The sequence below is a fragment of the Actinomadura luteofluorescens genome (genome assembly GCF_013409365.1).
Taxonomy (GTDB): Bacteria; Actinomycetota; Actinomycetes; order Streptosporangiales; family Streptosporangiaceae; genus Spirillospora; species Spirillospora luteofluorescens.
The window spans coordinates 4,791,189-4,805,603 of the sequence record NZ_JACCBA010000001.1; the positions used below are offsets into that span (position 1 = coordinate 4,791,189).

The window sequence follows — 14,415 nt, forward strand, 5'->3', positions numbered from 1 at the left end:
CGTAGCCCGCCCAGGAGGCCCTCATGTCGAACGCCGCCGCCATCCACTGCATAGCGGTTGCCATATGGATCCATCCGACAGTCGCGCTCGCGCCCCTCCGCAGAGGTGCCCGGTGTTGATCCTCTTAGCCGTCCTCTGCGCGGCCGCCGCCGTGTGGACCTACTTGGCGCCCACCCCGGCAGCCCACCGCCTCGACCGCTTGAGCGCCCCTCCACCAGGCGACCCGCTGCGTCCGCTACGCACCCGACTGGCCACTTTCAGAGAACGCCGGACGCGGCCGCAGCGGCGCCGCAGCTCGATCATCGAACTCTGCGACGCCATGGCCGCCGAACTGTCCGCCGGCCGGACCCCCGACGAAGCCTTCACAGCAGCCGCCGCCGTCCTCGACCCGCACGTCTCCGAAGAACTGCTCAGCCTGCCCCGCCCGCCCCCCGACCACCTGGACGACCTGGCCACGCAGCCGGGCGCCGAAGGTCTCCGCCTCCTGACAGCCTGCTGGCGCGTCGGCTCCGAACGGGGCGGCACCCTGGCCACCGTCCTGGACGGCCTGGCAAGCGCCCTCCGCGACGAGGAAGCTCAACGGCAGGACGTATCCGTCCAACTCGCGGGCCCCCGCGCCACCGCCCGCCTACTAGCCGCCCTCCCCCTCCTAGGTCTGGCCATGGCCGCCGCCCTGGGCGCTCACCCCATCCCGTTCCTCTGCACGACGATCCCCGGCCTCGCCTGCCTGATCACAGGCACAGCCCTCAACATCACCGGCCTCTACTGGACCCGCCACCTAGCCAAATCCGCCGAATCCCCCCACTAGCCATCCGCGGCATGAAGGACAGATCGACCTAGTCCAGGCAGAAAACGCGATGCCGCCCGTCGTGCAGGACACCGCCAGAGTCCAGGCGCGGGTGGTGGGTCCTGCTGTGGCGGTGAGCGGCAGGTCGGCTTGGTCCGTGTCGGGACCGCGATGGCGGGCGTGCAGGACGCCGCCAAGGACCGGGCCCAGGTGGGGGCTTCGCTTTGGCGTTGAGCAGCAGGTCGGTCTGGTCGGTGTCGGAGCGCTTGGTACCGGTGTGCAGGGGCTCGCCAGAGCCCAAGCCTGGGTGTGGGGCCCTGCTGTGGCGGTGAGCGGCAGGTCGGCTTGGCCCATGGCGGGGGACGCGGTGTCGGGTGTGCAGGGCGCCGCCAGAGAGCGGGCCTGGGCGGGGGCTTCGCTTTGGCGGTGAGGATGGGGCGGCCTGGCCCATGGCGCGGAGGCAGGGGCTTGCGCTGGCGGGGAGGGCAGCGCGCTTTCGGGGCCGGGCGTGTGTGGGCGCGGTCGTCGGCGCGACGAGAAAGGGGTGAAGTGATGATGACGCTCATGGCCGTGCTGTGCGCGGCGGTATCGGGGTTTCTCCTGCCCCGGGAGATCGACGCCTCTACGCGGCGGCTGATCGGCCGATTCGGAGGGCCTCCACCGAAGCACGCGGCGACCAGGCGGCGATTCGCATGGGCGGCAGGTCGCGCCCGCCCACAGGGGAGATCCGTCCAGGCCGCGGGGATGAAGGCTTTGGACGGGTCTTCCAAGGCGTCGGGGCATCGCGACGTCATCCTTCGGCGGGTGACCGCGGGCGTGGCGGGTGCGTTGTGCGTGGTGATGCTGGGCGGCCTGGCCGGCGGAGTGACCGGCCTCCTGGTCGCCCCCGCCGTCTGGCTGTCCTTCAGCCGCGTCGGCAGCGGGGAGCGCCGGCGCAGACGGGCGCGACTCATCGCTGACCTCCCCGTCGCGGTCGATCTTCTCGCGGCCTGCCTGCGAGGCGGCGCGCCCTGGCATGAGGCTGTCGAAGCGGTCGCGAGCGCGGTGGGAGGCCCGCTCGGCGAGGAGTTGCGGGCGGTGTCCGTCCAGATCCGGCTAGGAGCCGACCCGGAGGACGCTTGGCTGGCCTTGGCGGAGGAGCCGATGCTCGCCCCCTTGGCGCGCGCTGCCGTGCGGGGGGCGTCGACAGGCGCGGCGCTCGCCCCGTCCCTCAGCCGCCTCGCCCGCGACCAGCGCCGCGTGGCCCGTTCGGCCGCCGCCGCCAGGGCACGAGCGGCGGGCATCCGGGCGCTCGCCCCGCTCGGTCTGTGCTTCCTCCCCGCCTTCGTCCTCCTCGGCGTCGTCCCGGCCATCGCCGGGATCGCCTCGACGATCCTCCTGCCCTGGTGAGCGGGTTATCCACAGAACGCGGTTCGCCCGCCACCTGGCCTCCCGGCACAGCAGCCTGGATACGACCACGAGCGAAAGGAGCCCTGATGAGGGCATGGAAGACGGTGGTGCGGCGATGGTCCGGAGCGTGCAAGGACCGCGGGATGTCCACGGCCGAATACGCGGTCGGCACCATCGCCGCGGCGGCCTTCGCCGGCCTCCTGTTCAAGATCGTGACCAGCCCGCAGGTGAAGACGATGCTCTTACGGATCATCGAGAAGGCCCTCAATCTGGCCGGTTGAGGGATCGCGGGATGGCCACGGCGGAGATCGCCGTGGCCCTCCCCTCCCTGGTGCTGATCACCGCGATCGCCCTGTGGGGCGTGAGGGCGGCGTCCGTGCAGCTCGCCTGTACGGACGCCGCCCGGAGCGGCGCCCGGGCGGCGGCCAGAGGCGAGTCGCTCACCGCGGTTCGCGAACTGGTGGAGAGGGGTGTTCCGAAGGGGGCGGCCGTACAGGTTCATCGCGACGGGGCAGTTGTCCGCGTCGACGTCTCGGCCCCCGTGGCCCCCGCCGCCGCGATCGGCTTGCCCGCCATCACCGTCCACGCCCACACGGCCGCCGAGACAGAACCCGGCGTCCCACCCACCACCACCCCGTGACCCATACCGCCCACCACCTCGTAACCCCACCCCCGCAAGCCATCCCGCGGCCCCCAGCCCGTCCCCCCGGGTGGCCTCGGACGGCCCCTGGTGGTCGCTGGTGGTGCCGCCTGGCGGGTCCCGGTGCCGCCAGGCGGTCCCGGTGGCCCTGGCGGTCCGGTGATCCCCGGGTGGCCCCGGTGGCGCGCCAGCCGTGGCGGGCGCCCGCCCGCCCAGCGTGACGATCCGTCGGTGTTTTGCGTAGCAGGGGTGGGCGGCGAGCCGCGGCGCTCTTGGGGCGGGGGGCGGGGGGCGAGGGGGGCGGTGTTTTGGTGAGTGGGAGTCCCAGGGGCGGAGTTTGGGGGAGCGGATGAGGTTCTGGGCGGGGTGTGGTGCGGGCTTGGGGCGTCGGGGGAGGGGGTTGGGCGGGGATCGGGGGGCGGGGACGGTTTTTGTGGTGGGCTTCGCGGTTGTTGTCTGGGTGGTGGGGGTCTCGGCGGTCCTGGTCGGCGGGGTTCGGGGGGCGCGGCATCGGGGGGAGGCGGCGGCGGACATGGCGGCGCTGGCGGGGGCGGCGCGGGTGGCCGATGGTCGTGGGGTCGCCTGTGCGAGGGCCAGGGAGATCGCGGTCGGGTCGGGTGCGCGGATGGTGCGATGCCGGGTGCGGGGTGAGGTCGTCGACGTCTCGGTGGCCGTCGACGTCACGATGCCGATGGGGCTGAAGGGGCGGCGGATCGTTTCTCGGGCGAGGGCTGGCCCCGCGGGGCAGGACGGCGTACCCTGACGCCACATGTCTCGTTGCACTGAGTGTCAATAGAGACGGGGAGGGGTGCAGGGAATGACACGCGTTCCTCTTTGTCATCCCTCTGTGACTTTTTGCTACCCGGTGGTACGTTACGCTGCCGTAAGCCCGTAGTTATCGCCAGGCGCGGTGCGTCCGGCGGAAGACCGGCGCGAGCTGTCGAAGGGATTGAGGCCGTGACCATCATTCGCAGGATCGGTGCGATCGCGCTCGCGGCACCCCTTGCGATGAGCTTCCCGGTACTCGCCGCCCTGCCCGCGCAGGCGGCCTCGACCAGCGTCATCGCCCCGGCGAACGGCGCTGTGATCAGCAGCGGGTCCCAGGTGACGGCGAAGGCGCACTTCGACTTCGCGATCACGATGCAGCTACGGGTGGACGGTCCCGGGATCGGCGACACGTTCCTCCAGGAGAAGGGTCTCTCCGGCGATATGTCCGGAACCTTCTCGATCAGTCGGAATGGTCGCTACAAGGTCTACCTGCTCGGCAAGCAGACGAACCACGTCTACGACTCCAACACCTTCACGGTGCGCATCGCGCCGGCGGCCCCCACCGGCGTGTCCGCCAGGGCCTCCGGCGGGAAGCTCGCCGTGAAGTGGAACCGCGGCCTCGAAGACGACCTCACCGGCTACACGCTCGCCGGTTCGGGCGTGAAGTCCAGGTCCGGCTCGCTGAACTCCCTCTGCTCCGGGACGAGTTGCTCCACCACCCTGCCGCTGACACGGTCCAGCGGCGCCGCCTCCGTGGGCATCAAGGCGGTCCGGTCCACCGGCACGGGTGGATCGATCTACTCGGGCATCGCTTCGGCGACCACCTCGCTCGGAGGCGGGACCGGTTCCACGCCCGGCGGCTCGGTGCCCTCCCTGCCGTCCGGCGGCTCCGGAGTCCCCAGTGCCGGGACGCCGCTGACGCCGTTCAACAACGAGTCGCCGGTCACCCTCCCGTCCGTCCAGCCGGACGGCGCGACGCCCGGGCTCACCTACCCCGCGCCGCAGATCGCCACGGACTCGCCGAAGGCCCAGAACGTCGCGGCGACCGACCGGCTCCAGTGGGGCAAGAGCGTCGGCATCGCGCTGGTCCTGCTGATCGTCGCCGCGCACCTCGGGACCTGGACGCGCCGCCTGCGCGTCGCCGGGGCGGGCACGAGCAGCAACGGGATGGCGGCGCGTATCGCGCGCGGCGGCACCGGCCGCAAGCGGGTGAGCAGGTCGCGCCAGCAGATCGCGCGCGCCGAGGCCCTCGCCAAGACCGCCCCCGTAGCGGCCGCCAGGGCGAAGGGTCGCTCGCCCAAGCGCGCGAGCGGCACGGCCGTCCTCGACTCGAAGCCGAAGGCCGGGCGCCGTCCCGCGACCCTCGGCAAGCCCTCCGGCGGAGTGAACGTCCGCCTCGCCGGCGACGGCGCGAAGCCGAAGCCCAAGCGCGGCCGCCGCCGCAAGTGATCCCCTGACCCACCCACGGCCGGGCGACTGTTTCCGGTCTGTGCGTCGCGATGGGGTGCTGGCGTGCAGAGGCTCGTTACATGCCGTTGGGCCAGGTCAGGGCTGTGGCGGGTGGTGTTGGGGCGACGTACCGTGGGGATTATGCGTGAGCGGGGGCGCCGCCACATCTCAGGGCGGTCGGTGCTGCCAGGGGTGACATCTGGGTGCCTCCGGGCGCCGCCGGGGGCGGGCTGAGGGATGGCCGGTCTGCGGGCTCGGTTGCTCGGGGGCGTGGAGTTGCGGCTCGACGGTGAGCCGCTCCCGCCGCTGGAGTCCGCGAGAGTGGAGTCGCTGCTCGCCTATCTGCTGCTCCACCGGGACGCGCCGCAGTTGCGGCAGCGGCTGGCGTTCCTGCTGTGGCCGGACTCCACGGACGCCCAGGCGCGCACCAATCTGCGCAAAGTCCTGCACAATCTGCGCCGGTGCCTCCCGGAGACCGATCGCTTCATCGATATCGGCGCTCGCACACTGCGGTGGCGCGAGGACGCGCCGTTGTGGCTGGACGTCGAGCAGTTCGAGCAGGCGCTCGCCGACGGACGGCTTGAGGACGCGGTGCGCGTCTACGGCGGTGAGCTACTAGAGGGCGACTACGACGAGTGGATCGCGGACGAGCGCGAGCGCCTCGCGGAACTGCACATGGAGGCGCTCGGGGAACTGGCGCGCAGGCATGAGCGGGACCGGAACTGGCCCGCGGCCATCCGCTGCGCCGAGCGGCTGGTCGGGTGCGATCCGCTGCGGGAGGAAGGTCATCGCCTGCTGATCCGGCTTTCCGGTGAGGGCGGCGACCGGGTCCGGGCGCTGCGCACCTACCACGTGTGCGCCGCGACGCTGGAGCGGGAGCTCGGTGTCGAGCCGTCCCCGGAGACGCGGGCGATGTACGAGGAGCTCCTGGCGGAGACGGCCCCTGTCTGGGGCGGCCGGCATGCGACGTCGCCGTTCGTCGGGCGCGAGGAGGAAGGCGACCGGCTGGCGGGCGCGTGGCGGGCGGCGGCACGTGGAGGCGCCCGATTCGTGCTGGTCAGCGGGGAGGCGGGTGCCGGCAAGACCCGGTTGGTGGACGAGCTGCGCGTGCGCGTGAACGCGGTAGCCGTCGAGGCGCGGGCCTACCCGGCTGAGGGGACGATCGCCTACGGGGTGGTGGCGGCGTGGCTGCGTTCGCGTCCGGTGTCCGCGCGGTTGCCGAGGCTGAACCGCGCGGAGCTGACCGAGCTCTCCAGGCTGCTGCCCGAGCTGGGAGGCGGCGCGGCGCCGCCCGAGCCGGTCTCCGAGGCGGAGCTGCGGCGGCGGCTGCCGCGCGCCATCGGCCGTGCGCTGCTCAACGCCGGCGCGCCCCTGCTGCTGGTCGTGGACGACGCGCAGTGGGCGGACGCGCAGTCCCTGCGACTGATCCACTACCTGGTCCGGGCGGCGCCGTCCGCGCGGCTGCTCGTCGCCGCCACCGCCCGCCGCGAGGACCTCGACGCCGGCCATCCCCTCGGCGCGCTGATCGGGTCGCTCCAGGAGCTCGGCCGCTTCACCGAGATCGGGCTCGGCCGGCTCGGCCCGGCGGAGACGGCGCGGCTGGCCGAGCGCGTCGCGGGAGGCCCGCTCGACGCCGGAGACCTCGACCGCCTCTACGGCTACAGCGAGGGCAACCCGCTGTTCGTGGTGGAGGCGATGCGGGCGGACGCGCCGGCGGACACCGCGAAGGTGCAGGCGTTGATCGCTGGACGGCTGGAGCGGTTGTCGCCGCCGGCCGCGGAGCTGGCGGGCGTCGCCGCGGCGGTGGGCCGCGCCTTTCCCGCGGACGTCCCGGCCCGGGTGAGCGGCTTCGACGAGCGGACGTTCGTCGCCGCGCTGGACGAGTTGTGGCGCCGCGGGATCGTCCGCGCGCACGGCCCCGGCGCCTACGACTTCAGCCACGGCCGGATCCGGGACGCCGCCTACGCCGCGCTGGGCCCGCCCCGCCAGCGCCGGGTCCACCTCGCGGTCGCGCGCGTGCTGGAGGAGTGCGGCGGTGAGGCGGCGGCGCTCGCCTCGCACTACGAGAAGGCCGGCGCGCTCGCGGACGCCGTCCGATGGCATGAGCGGGCGGCCGGGGAAGCGCAGTGGCTCCACGCGCACGCCGACGCGGCCAGGGAGTTGGAGCGGGCGCTGGCCCTGTCGGAGGGACTGCCGCAGGGGCCCGGCACTGCCAGGACGCAGTTGCGGTTGCTGACGGCGTTGCCTGCGCCGCTCGTGGCGTGCGAGGGGTACGGGTCGGCGCGGATGGCGCGGGTGCACGCGCGGGCGCTGCGGCTCGCCGACCGGCTCGGCGCCGAGCCGGAGCCGCCTCTGGTGTGGTCGCTCGCGCTGGCGGCCCTCACGCGCGGCGAATGGGCGGCGGCGAACGACTTCGGCGCACGGCTGCGGGACCGCGCCGAGCGCGACGGTGATCAGGTTCTGCGGGCCGAGGCCGACTTCGTCCGCGGGATCGCGGCCTCCTGGTCGGGCGACCTGGAGCGGGCCCGCCGCCACTTCACGGCGGCGGTGCGGCGGTTCGGGTCCGCGCCACGCGGCGCGCACGTGCTGCGCTTCGGGCAGGACACGGAGCTGATCGTCCGGCTGCGGCTGGCGCACGCGCTGTGGCTGCTCGGCCGCGGCGCCGAGGCCGACCGCGAGCGCGACGCGGCGCTGGCGGTCGCGCAGGGGTCCACCCACGCCTACAGCCGGGCGGTCACCTGGCTGTGGGCGGCGGTCGACGCCGTGGACCGCGGGGACGACGCGCAGTTCCGCCGCCACGTGCGCGGCCTGGAGGCGGACCTGGTCGAGGACGCTCCGCGCCAGGTCCGCGTCCCCATGGAGCTGTTCGGCGGCTACCTCGACCTCCTCGCCGGACGGACGGGGCCGGGACTGGCGCGCCTGCGGCACTGCCGCGACCAAGTCGTCCACGGGGAGGCGCCCGCGCCGGGCCTGCCGGGCGTCGCGACGCGGTTGCTGCTGGAGGGGTACTCGCTGGCGGCGGAGCCGGCGGCCGGGCTGGCCCTCGCGGACGAGGCGCTCGGCATGGGACGCGGCGCGCGGCTGTGGGAGGCCGAGATCCGGCGGCTGCGCGCGACGTTCCTCGCCGCGCTCGGCGCACCGGACGGGGAGGTGGACGCGGAGCTGCGGCGGGCCCTCGCGGCGGCGCGCCGCCAGGGGCAGCGGGCGTTCGAGGAGCGGGTGCGCGGAACGCTCGCGGAACGCGGCCTTCGCCAGGATCGTGCCATCTGACGTCCGGAGGAGGAGTGATGGCCACGATCGACCCGGTGGGCGCGCTGCGCGGCGCGTTCTCCGGCACGGTTCTGCTGCCCGGCGAGCCCGGTTACGACGAGGGGCGCCGCGTCTTCAACGCGATGATCGACCGCCGGCCGGCGGCGATCGCCCGGTGCGCCGACGCGGCCGACGTCGCGGCGGCCGTCGGCGCCGCCCGCGAGAACGATCTCATCGTGGCGGTCCGCTGCGGCGGCCACAGCATCGCGGGGCTCGGCACCTGCGACGACGGCATGCTGATCGACCTGAGCGGGCTCAGGACGACCAGCGTGGACCTCGCGGCACGGACGGCGACGGCGGGCGGCGGCGTCCTGTGGGGCGAGTACGACGCGGCCACCCAGGAGTTCGGGATGCACAGCCCCGGCGGGCGCGTGACCACCACCGGCATCGGCGGTTTCACGACCGGCGGCGGCTACGGCTGGACGTCGTCCAAGTACGGGCTGGCCTGCGACAGCCTCGTCTCGGCCGAGGTGGTGCTCGCCGACGGGAGCATCGTGCGGGCCAGCGAGCGGGAGAACCCTGAGCTGTTCTGGGGGATCCGGGGCGGCGGCGGCAACTTCGGCGTCGTCACCGAGTTCGAGTTCCGGCTCGACGCCCTGGGCCCGACCGTCTTCGCCGGGCTGACCCTCTTCCCGATGGAGCGCGCCCTGGAGACCATGCGGGGTTGGCGCGACTGGGCGGACACCGTGCCCGACGAGGTGTCCACCGCGTGCGCCGTCATGACCGCGCCGCCGGAACCGTTCGTCCCGCCGGACCTGCAGGGCAAGCCGGTGTTCGGCGTGCTCGCGATGTACGTCGGCGCCCCTGAGCTCGGCGAGGAGGCGATGCGCCCGCTCCGCGACCTCCGGCCGGTCGTCGACCTCCTCGCGCCGATGCCCTACCTCGACTTCCAGGCCATCATCGACCCGATCGCCCCGCCCGGCTTCCGGGGCTACTGGCGCGGCGAGTACATGCGCGAACTGGGTGACGACGCCGTCGACACGTTCCTCTCCCACGCCGGCGGGATGGCCGGACGCGGCGCCCCGATGTCCCAGATGGTCGTCTTCCGCATCGGCCAGGGCGTCGCGAAGGTGCCGGACGAGGCGACGGCGTTCTCCCACCGCGACGCCCGCTACCTGTTCCACCCGATCTCGGTGTGGTCGGACCCGTCCGACGACGAAACGAGGATCGCCGAGACCCGCGCGTTCGCGTCGGCCATGCGGCCGTTCGGCACGGGAGCGTCCTACCTCAACTTCACGGCGGAGGGGAACCGCGTCAGGGACGCCTACGGAGAGGAGAAGTACGCGCGGCTGGTCGCGCTCAAGGACTCCTACGACCCGACCAACCTGTTCCGCCTCAACCAGAACATCCGTCCGACGCACCCGGCTGAACCCGCGCTCGCGTGACGCGGGCCGCCTCGTTCACCGGGTCTCCTGAGGGACGGGTGAGGTCGGAGGGGCTGGCGAGCGCTCTGGGCACGGTCTAGGCTGCCTTGCCAGTCGGATCGTCCGGCTTGTCCGGCAATGCGGTCCGTCGTCCGAGACCTCGGCCCCGCCGCACAGGGGGCCCGATGGAGAGGAGACCCTCCGCATGATCTTCCTGGGACTGCTGGTCGCGCTCGCCGCCGGCGCGGTCGGCGTCGCCGTCGTGCTGGACAACCCGGGCGCGGCACGGTTGACCCTGTTCGGCGACGAGGTCCCCGGAGTCACCTCGCAGTGGCAGGTCTTCATGGCCGGCGCCGTGGTCGCCATCCTGTTCATGGCGGGGATGATGGTCGCGTCCCTGGGGTTCCGGCGCGCGATGAACATGCGGCGCGAGTTGCGGGACCTGCGGGACGAGCACGAGGAGTCCCTGCAGACGCTGGAGATGGAACGGCGCAAGCTCCAGCAGGCGCTGGCCCAGGCCCGGCGCGGGATGGACGACCCGGCCTCCGTCCCCGCACAGCGCGTCGCGCCCAACTGACCGCGCTACTCCGGAGCCTCCTGCAGAAGGACGGCCAGAAGGTCAAGTGCGCCGCGCTTGTCCAAGGGGTCGTTGCCGTTACCGCACTTGGGTGACTGGATGCAGGACGGGCAGCCCGAATCGCACTCGCAGGACGCGATGGCGTCGCGGGTAGCGCGTAGCCAGGACGCGGCGTCGCCGTAGCCGCGTTCGGCGAATCCCGCGCCGCCTTCATGGCCGTCGTAGACGAAGACCGTGAGCAGCCCGGTATCGGGATGGACGGCCGTAGAGACGCCGCCGATGTCCCAGCGGTCGCACGTGGCGAACAAGGGGAGCAGGCCGATCGAGGCATGTTCGGCGGCGTGGGCGGCGCCTGCCAGGTCGAGGTCGTCCAAACGCGCGATTTGGGCTTCGGAGAGCGTCCAATACACAGCGCGCGTACGGAGAGTCCGTGGCGGCAGGTCCAGAGGCTTCTCGCCGAGCATCTCCCCTGTCTGCAAGCGGCGCATCTGGTACGCGACGACTTGTCGGGTGACTTCGACGGTTCCGAAGCTGAGCGTGGCCTCGCCCCAGGAGACCGAGCGGAGCCGCTCCACGATGCTGATGTCGGTGACGTCGCGGGCGGTGGTCGAGTAGTCGGGGTCCGCCGCCTCGACGAGCGCGACGGAGTCGTCCAGGTCGAGGGTCTGGACGATGAACGACTCGCCCTGGTGGATGTAGACGGCCCCCTCGTGGACGGTGGTGTGCGCGGACGGCTCGTCCACTGTGCCGAGGAGCCGTCCGGTGGACGCCTCGACGACCTGGACGGGGGCGCCGCCCGCGCCCCGGATGTCGGCCAGGTCGCAGGCCCTGTCGCGGCGCGTCCAGTACCAGCCGGCGGGTCGGCGGCGCAGGAAACCGCGCCGCACCAGGTCCGGCAGCAGGTCGGCGGTCGCGGGCCCGAAGAGCGGCAGGTCGTCCTCGGTGAGCGGCATCTCGGACGCCGCCGCGCACAGGTGCGGTTCGAGGACGTACGGGTTGTCGGGGTCGAGCACGGTGGCCTCGACCGGCGTCCCGAAGATCGCCTCGGGGTGGTGGACGAGGAACGTGTCGAGCGGGTCGTCGCGGGCCACCAGGACGGACAGGGCCGCCTGCCCGGAACGTCCGGCACGTCCGGCCTGCTGCCAGAGGGACGCGCGGGTGCCCGGCCATCCGCAGACCAGGACGGCGTCGAGCCCGGAGACGTCCACACCGAGCTCCAGAGCGTTCGTGCTCGCCAAGCCGACGATCGAGCGCGAACGCAGGGCGGCCTCCAGAGCGCGCCGTTCCTCAGGCAGATAACCGGCACGGTAGGCGGCGACCTGCTCGGCCAAGCCGGGAGCCACCTCGTGCAGAGCGCGCTTGGCGCTGAGCGCCACCGACTCTGCGCCGCGCCTGGACCGGACGAAGGCAAGCGTCTGAACGCCCTCGACGACAAGGTCTGCCAAGAGGTCGCCGGCTTCGGCGGTCGCCGTACGTCGAACGGGTGCGCCCTGCTCGCCGCGCAGGTCCGTCAGTGGCGGCTCCCAGAGGGCGAACGTGGCGGGACCGCGCGGAGAGGCATCGTCGTCCACGGCCACCACATCAAGGCCGGTAAGACGGGACGCCGCCGCGGCGGGCTCCGACGCGGTGGCCGAAGCGAGGATGAACGTGGGGGACGCGTGGTACCGCTCGCACACCCGGCGCAGGCGCCGCAGAACCTGCGCGACATGCGACCCGAATACGCCGCGATAACCGTGGGCCTCGTCGATGACGACATAGCGGAGGCGCCGCAGAAAGGACGACCACCGGGCATGCCCGGGAAGGAGCGACCTGTGCAGCATGTCCGGGTTGGTCAGCACGTAGTTGGCGTGCTGCCGGACCCACGTCCGCTCGTCCTGCGGCGTGTCCCCGTCGTAGGTCGCTGCGCGCACCCGCGTGAGGCGCAGAGAGCGCAGCGCGCGGAGCTGGTCGGCGGCCAGAGCCTTGGTCGGGGAGAGATAGAGGACCGTCCCCTCCTGGCGAGGGTTCTCCTCGCCCGCGTAGATCGCCTCCACGCAGGGCAGCAGGTAGGCCAGCGACTTGCCGGACGCCGTCCCTGTGGCGATGATCACAGAGCGTCCGGCGCGGGCATGCTCCGCCGCCGCGGACTGGTGCTCCCACGGGGAGGGGATGCCGGCGGCGGCCAGCCGCTCCACCAGCAGCGGAGTCGACCAGGAAGGCCACGCCGCCCGGCGTCCCTCACGTGCCGGAACGCTTTCCACATGGGTGATGCGCTCGCGCCGTGCCGGGTCGGCGAGCAGCCGGTCCAGGGGAGTTGAGGATCTTTGGGCGCCCATCAGGTTTTCAGTGTGCCAGCCGGGGCAAAACTACGGGAACGCCCCGGCGCCGGAGGGCCTGTTCCCCCTGCTCTGACCCTGAGATCAGCAGGTCAGACGGGATGGCGCGAACTTTCGCCCGTGTGGGCGATTACGTGCGTACACGGCGCCGGAGCGTGGTTGAATCACGGCGAAGTCCCGGCGGTCGGCGCCCTGCCCAAGGGGCTCGGACGCCGGCATCGGATAGTGCTGCACGGCGCGTGGAGGATCTGTGGATCTGAAGGTTAACGACTACACCACCGACGATGGCCTCACCGTCATCAACGTGGAGGGCGAGATCGACGTCTACACGGCGCCGAAGCTTCGCGAGAAGCTCATCGACCTGGTCAACAAGGGCAAGTTCCACCTGCTCGTGGACATGGAGAAGGTGGAGTTCCTCGACTCGACCGGCCTCGGCGTCCTCGTCGGCGGACTGAAGCGGGTGCGCGCCCACGACGGCTCGCTGGAACTCGTGTGCACCCAGGAGCGCATCCTCAAGATCTTCCGGATCACGGGGTTGACCAAGGTCTTCGGCATCCACGACTCGATCGCCGAGGCCGAGGAGAAGCGCAAGGGCGCCAAGTAGGCGGCCCGCGGCTGAAATGTCGACCGTTGAACTGTCCTTCAGCGCGCTGCCCGTCCACGTCCGGACCGCCCGGCTGATCGTGACCGCCGTCGCCCGCCGCAGCGGCGTCGCCGAACCCCTGCTGGACGAGGTCCGGCTCGCGGTCGCCGAAGCATGCTCCCGGGCCGTGGAAGCGCACCGCCGGCACTGCCCGGACGAACCCGTCCGCCTCGAACTGCGCGGCGAGAAAGGCCGCTTCGAGGTGATCGTCAGCGACACCGTCCCCGGCGACCTCTCCCCGGAGGGGCTCCCGGCAACCGCCGCGGACGATGAAGACGACGAGTACGGCCTCGGCGAGGGCACCGCCGAACTCGGCCTGGCCGTCATCGCCGGGCTCGCCGACGACGTGGAGATCGCCAACACGCCCAAGGGGGTCCAGATACGGATGAGCTGGCCGGCAGAAGCCGAAGCGAGCATCTAGTAGCGGTGCCTTGCTGCTTCGGGCTCTAGAGGCTCGAAGGAGCAAGGCACTGTGTTTGTTGCAGTGCTCTCCTCCTTCGGGCCTGGGGGCCCTCCATCGTCGAGTACTGCGGGCGATCGCTGGCATCGCTCCGTCTCGCCTTGCGGCTCGCTGCGCGATCAGGTTCTTGCTTCGCTCGAACCTGCCTTCGGACGCGATCGCGACCATTGAGGTTGTCGCGTGGTTGCTGTGTCGGCTGAGGTCGGCGCAGTAGACGGTTTCCGTCGTCGTGTCCAGTACTTCCTTCTCCGGGCGCTGCGCGCCCGCCCTCCCCATCGGTCCGGTGCGGCCATCGGTCCGGGGCGCTCGTCGGTTTGCGTCCGGGGGGCCGGTGCGGCCGTCGAGACGGTGTGCCTGTGGGGACGGTGGGGTTGTTGGTCCGGTTGCTTATCGGTTCGGTGTTGGGCGAGTGTCGGCATCGACCCGGCTCGGGTGACGGTTTGTCGCATGCGCACGTTGCTCTTTCACCTGGATCTGCCTCCGACCGTTCTGCCGACTGGATGGCAGGCTCATGAGCGTGTCCCTCTAGAGGTGTGGCCCGGTGGCCGGTCGCCGGGACTTTCGATCGGCACCCTGCCGTCCGGTGGGGTCGGGCGGTGGGTCAGCTCGACAGGTCTGGGCGCCGCGTGGTTGTTCGGGGGGAACGCGCCGGGTTTGTCCGGTCGGCCGTGGCGACCGGTTTCTGGGCGCGGTGCGCGAGCCGTGTGGGGCAGG

12 protein-coding genes are annotated in these 14,415 nt (G+C 72.5%); 11 read left to right on the forward strand and 1 reads right to left on the reverse strand.

What is annotated here, in order from left to right; genetic code table 11:
* Positions 1-319: 319 nt before the first annotated feature.
* From BJY14_RS22300 to BJY14_RS22340, 9 genes are all read left to right on the forward strand, one after another.
* Positions 320-808: a type II secretion system F family protein gene (locus BJY14_RS22300; protein WP_246396040.1), complete on the forward strand. Its 489-nt coding sequence runs from the start codon at positions 320-322 to the stop codon at positions 806-808.
* 783 nt (positions 809-1,591) lie between these two features.
* On the forward strand, positions 1,592-2,176 hold the full coding sequence (locus tag BJY14_RS22305) for a type II secretion system F family protein (protein ID WP_312879352.1): 585 nt from the start codon (positions 1,592-1,594) through the stop codon (positions 2,174-2,176).
* An 86-nt stretch (positions 2,177-2,262) separates the two neighbouring features.
* Positions 2,263-2,457 carry a DUF4244 domain-containing protein gene (locus BJY14_RS22310; protein WP_179845404.1) on the forward strand — a complete coding sequence of 65 codons (195 nt, stop codon included), beginning with the start codon at positions 2,263-2,265 and terminating at the stop codon, positions 2,455-2,457.
* A gap of 11 nt (positions 2,458-2,468) precedes the next feature.
* On the forward strand, positions 2,469-2,816 hold the full coding sequence (locus BJY14_RS22315; protein WP_179845405.1) for a TadE family type IV pilus minor pilin: 348 nt from the start codon (positions 2,469-2,471) through the stop codon (positions 2,814-2,816).
* Between the two features lie 349 nt (positions 2,817-3,165).
* The gene (locus BJY14_RS47785) at positions 3,166-3,579 is read left to right on the forward strand and encodes an Rv3654c family TadE-like protein (RefSeq protein ID WP_376770013.1); all 414 of its coding nucleotides are present in this window, start codon (positions 3,166-3,168) and stop codon (positions 3,577-3,579) included.
* A gap of 194 nt (positions 3,580-3,773) precedes the next feature.
* On the forward strand, positions 3,774-5,033 hold the full coding sequence (locus BJY14_RS22325) for a hypothetical protein (RefSeq protein WP_179845407.1): 1,260 nt from the start codon (positions 3,774-3,776) through the stop codon (positions 5,031-5,033).
* A 270-nt stretch (positions 5,034-5,303) separates the two neighbouring features.
* Positions 5,304-8,303, forward strand: coding sequence for an ATP-binding protein (locus tag BJY14_RS22330; RefSeq protein ID WP_179845408.1), 3,000 nt, complete (start codon positions 5,304-5,306; stop codon positions 8,301-8,303).
* A 17-nt stretch (positions 8,304-8,320) separates the two neighbouring features.
* The gene (locus tag BJY14_RS22335; protein WP_179845409.1) at positions 8,321-9,727 is read left to right on the forward strand and encodes an FAD-binding oxidoreductase; all 1,407 of its coding nucleotides are present in this window, start codon (positions 8,321-8,323) and stop codon (positions 9,725-9,727) included.
* 184 nt (positions 9,728-9,911) lie between these two features.
* Entirely contained in the window at positions 9,912-10,283 is a 372-nt protein-coding gene (locus BJY14_RS22340; RefSeq protein ID WP_179845410.1) for a hypothetical protein, read from the forward strand.
* A 5-nt stretch (positions 10,284-10,288) separates the two neighbouring features.
* Here BJY14_RS22340 and sftH read toward each other — a convergent pair whose 3' ends face one another.
* Positions 10,289-12,598, reverse strand: coding sequence for a DNA 3'-5' helicase SftH (gene sftH / locus BJY14_RS22345; protein WP_179845411.1), 2,310 nt, complete (start codon positions 12,596-12,598; stop codon positions 10,289-10,291).
* A gap of 250 nt (positions 12,599-12,848) precedes the next feature.
* On the opposite strand from sftH, the gene BJY14_RS22350 reads away from it, so the two are divergent.
* Entirely contained in the window at positions 12,849-13,202 is a 354-nt protein-coding gene (locus BJY14_RS22350; RefSeq protein ID WP_021597910.1) for an STAS domain-containing protein, read from the forward strand.
* Positions 13,203-13,218: 16 nt separating this feature from the next.
* Positions 13,219-13,662: an ATP-binding protein gene (locus BJY14_RS22355; protein ID WP_179845412.1), complete on the forward strand. Its 444-nt coding sequence runs from the start codon at positions 13,219-13,221 to the stop codon at positions 13,660-13,662.
* Positions 13,663-14,415: the final 753 nt, after the last annotated feature.

Bases quoted from the DNA above. Each gene is read 5' to 3' on its own strand.
- sftH (WP_179845411.1), bottom strand. From the start codon at position 12,598: ATGGGCGCCCAAAGATCCTCAACTCCCCTGGACCGGCTGCTCGCCGAC.
- BJY14_RS47785 (WP_376770013.1), top strand. From the start codon at position 3,166: ATGAGGTTCTGGGCGGGGTGTGGTGCGGGCTTGGGGCGTCGGGGGAGG.
- BJY14_RS22340 (WP_179845410.1), top strand. From the start codon at position 9,912: ATGATCTTCCTGGGACTGCTGGTCGCGCTCGCCGCCGGCGCGGTCGGC.
- BJY14_RS22300 (WP_246396040.1), top strand. From the start codon at position 320: ATGGCCGCCGAACTGTCCGCCGGCCGGACCCCCGACGAAGCCTTCACA.
- BJY14_RS22315 (WP_179845405.1), top strand. From the start codon at position 2,469: ATGGCCACGGCGGAGATCGCCGTGGCCCTCCCCTCCCTGGTGCTGATC.
- BJY14_RS22310 (WP_179845404.1), top strand. From the start codon at position 2,263: ATGAGGGCATGGAAGACGGTGGTGCGGCGATGGTCCGGAGCGTGCAAG.
- BJY14_RS22355 (WP_179845412.1), top strand. From the start codon at position 13,219: ATGTCGACCGTTGAACTGTCCTTCAGCGCGCTGCCCGTCCACGTCCGG.
- BJY14_RS22335 (WP_179845409.1), top strand. From the start codon at position 8,321: ATGGCCACGATCGACCCGGTGGGCGCGCTGCGCGGCGCGTTCTCCGGC.